The following is a 2,500-nucleotide window of genomic DNA, read 5'->3' as shown; positions in this document are numbered from 1 at the left end:
CTAGTCGGCAGACACACGGCGGGTGCTAACGTCCGTCGTGAAAAGGGAAACAACCCTGACCTACAGCTAAGGTCCCCAAGTTATGGCTAAGTGGGAAAGGATGTGAGGATCCCAAAACAACCAGGATGTTGGCTTAGAAGCAGCCATCATTTAAAGAAAGCGTAACAGCTCACTGGTCTAAATAAGGGTCTTTGCGCCGAAAATGTAACGGGGCTAAAGCCATACACCGAAGCTTAGGGTTTGGTCCGCAAGGGCCAAGCGGTAGCGGAGCGTTCTGTAAGCTGATGAAGCCATACCCGTGAGGGGTGGTGGAGGTATCAGAAGTGCGAATGCTGACATGAGTAACGTAAGGGGAGTGAGAGACTCCCCCGCCGAAAGACCAAGGGTTCCTGCTTAAAGCTAATCTGAGCAGGGTTAGCCGGCCCCTAAGACGAGGCGGAAACGCGTAGTCGATGGGAACCACGTTAATATTCGTGGGCTTGGAGGTAGTGACGGATCATTGAGGTAGTCCAATCTTATCGGATTGAACGGGCTGCTGCGTGGTTCCAGGAAATAGCTCCTCCTTATAAACCGTACCCGAAACCGACACTGGTGGTCTGGTAGAGTATACCAAGGCGCTTGAGAGAACTATGCTGAAGGAACTCGGCAAATTGCACGCGTAACTTCGGAAGAAGCGTGACCCTTTTCTACGCAAGTAGAGGAGGGTGGCACAGACCAGGGGGTAGCGACTGTTTATCAAAAACACAGGGCTCTGCGAAGTCGCAAGACGACGTATAGGGTCTGACGCCTGCCCGGTGCTGGAAGGTTAAGAGGAGGGGTGCAAGCTCTGAATCGAAGCCCCAGTAAACGGCGGCCGTAACTATAACGGTCCTAAGGTAGCGAAATTCCTTGTCGGGTAAGTTCCGACCTGCACGAATGGCGTAACGACTTCCCCGCTGTCTCCAGCATAGACTCAGTGAAATTGAATTCCCCGTGAAGATGCGGGGTTCCTGCGGTTAGACGGAAAGACCCCGTGCACCTTTACTATAGCTTTACATTGGCATTCGTAGTGGCATGTGTAGGATAGGTGGTAGGCTTTGAAGCCTGGGCGCCAGCTCAGGTGGAGCCACCCTTGAAATACCACCCTTATTACTATGGATGTCTAACCGCGGCCCGTTATCCGGGTCCGGGACAATGTATGGTGGGTAGTTTGACTGGGGCGGTCGCCTCCTAAAGAGTAACGGAGGCGCGCGATGGTGGGCTCAGAACGGTCGGAAATCGTTCGCTGAGTGCAATGGCATAAGCCTGCCTGACTGCGAGACTGACAAGTCGAGCAGAGACGAAAGTCGGTCATAGTGATCCGGTGGTCCCGCGTGGAAGGGCCATCGCTCAACGGATAAAAGGTACGCCGGGGATAACAGGCTGATGACCCCCAAGAGTCCATATCGACGGGGTTGTTTGGCACCTCGATGTCGACTCATCGCATCCTGGGGCTGGAGCAGGTCCCAAGGGTATGGCTGTTCGCCATTTAAAGCGGTACGTGAGTTGGGTTCAGAACGTCGTGAGACAGTTCGGTCCCTATCTGCCGTGGGTGTAGGAATATTGAAAGGATCTGTCCCTAGTACGAGAGGACCGGGATGGACGGATCTCTGGTGGACCTGTTGTGGCGCCAGCCGCATAGCAGGGTAGCTATATCCGGACGGGATAACCGCTGAAGGCATCTAAGCGGGAAACCCACCTTAAAACGAGTATTCCCTGAGAACCGTGGAAGACGACCACGTTGATAGGCCGGGTGTGGAAGAGCGGCAACGCTTGAAGCTTACCGGTACTAATAGTTCGATCGGCTTGATCGTTCTCATTCCTTATGCCCATTTGACGAAGTCAAATGGTCTGTTCTCACTCACGCTCGTTCCGCCCTGCGGGCGGCGCTACGTGGGTGCGGCGCATCAGCGCCGACGGTCGGTCGACCTTGCGAAGCTTCGCTTCGAAAGGCGTCAGGACCCAAAGAACTGTAAAGGCACAAAAAAGACCAGCGAACAGCTCAGAGAAAGCAGCAAATAGGATCCCTATTCGCTACTCACTATTGGCTATTCGCTAAAAAACAGCTTCTCGAACAACGTGCGTTTTGCCGACCTGGTGGTTATGGCGGAGCGGCTGCACCCGATCCCATTCCGAACTCGGCCGTGAAACGCTCCAGCGCTGATGGTACTTCGTCTCAAGACGCGGGAGAGTAGGTCGCTGCCAGGTCTGCCAAACGCACGTTGATCGCACATCCAAATCGGATGTGAGAGAAATCTTCTCTTTATGATAAGGCCCGCCAACGGGAACCCGGGCCGCGTAAGCGGCCCTTTCATTTGGTGAGCCAAATACCTATCTGTAGGCCATCCTGTTAGGAGGCCTGCGCATACTTCCAAACCTCGACGCGGGGTGGAGCAGCCCGGTAGCTCGTCAGGCTCATAACCTGAAGGTCACAGGTTCAAATCCTGTCCCCGCAACCAAACTTCAAACGCAAACGGCCCGC

General features: G+C 54.4%; 1 tRNA gene and 2 rRNA genes (1 of these 3 cut by a window edge). All 3 read left to right on the top strand.

The features are described from left to right. Nucleotides 1-1,832: ribosomal RNA gene (locus tag NKJ01_RS35700) — 23S ribosomal RNA — on the top strand; it begins 990 nt to the left of the window's first position. Nucleotides 1,833-2,111: 279 nt separating this feature from the next. Continuing rightward, a 5S ribosomal RNA gene (rrf, locus tag NKJ01_RS35695) occupies nt 2,112-2,226 on the top strand. Nucleotides 2,227-2,400: 174 nt separating this feature from the next. Continuing rightward, nucleotides 2,401-2,477, top strand: a tRNA-Met gene (locus NKJ01_RS35690). Nucleotides 2,478-2,500 lie beyond the last annotated feature (23 nt).

This window comes from Mesorhizobium sp. M0276 (genome assembly GCF_040321755.1).
Classification (GTDB): domain Bacteria; phylum Pseudomonadota; class Alphaproteobacteria; order Rhizobiales; family Rhizobiaceae; genus Mesorhizobium.
This window is presented reverse-complemented; position numbering and strand designations above follow the sequence as displayed.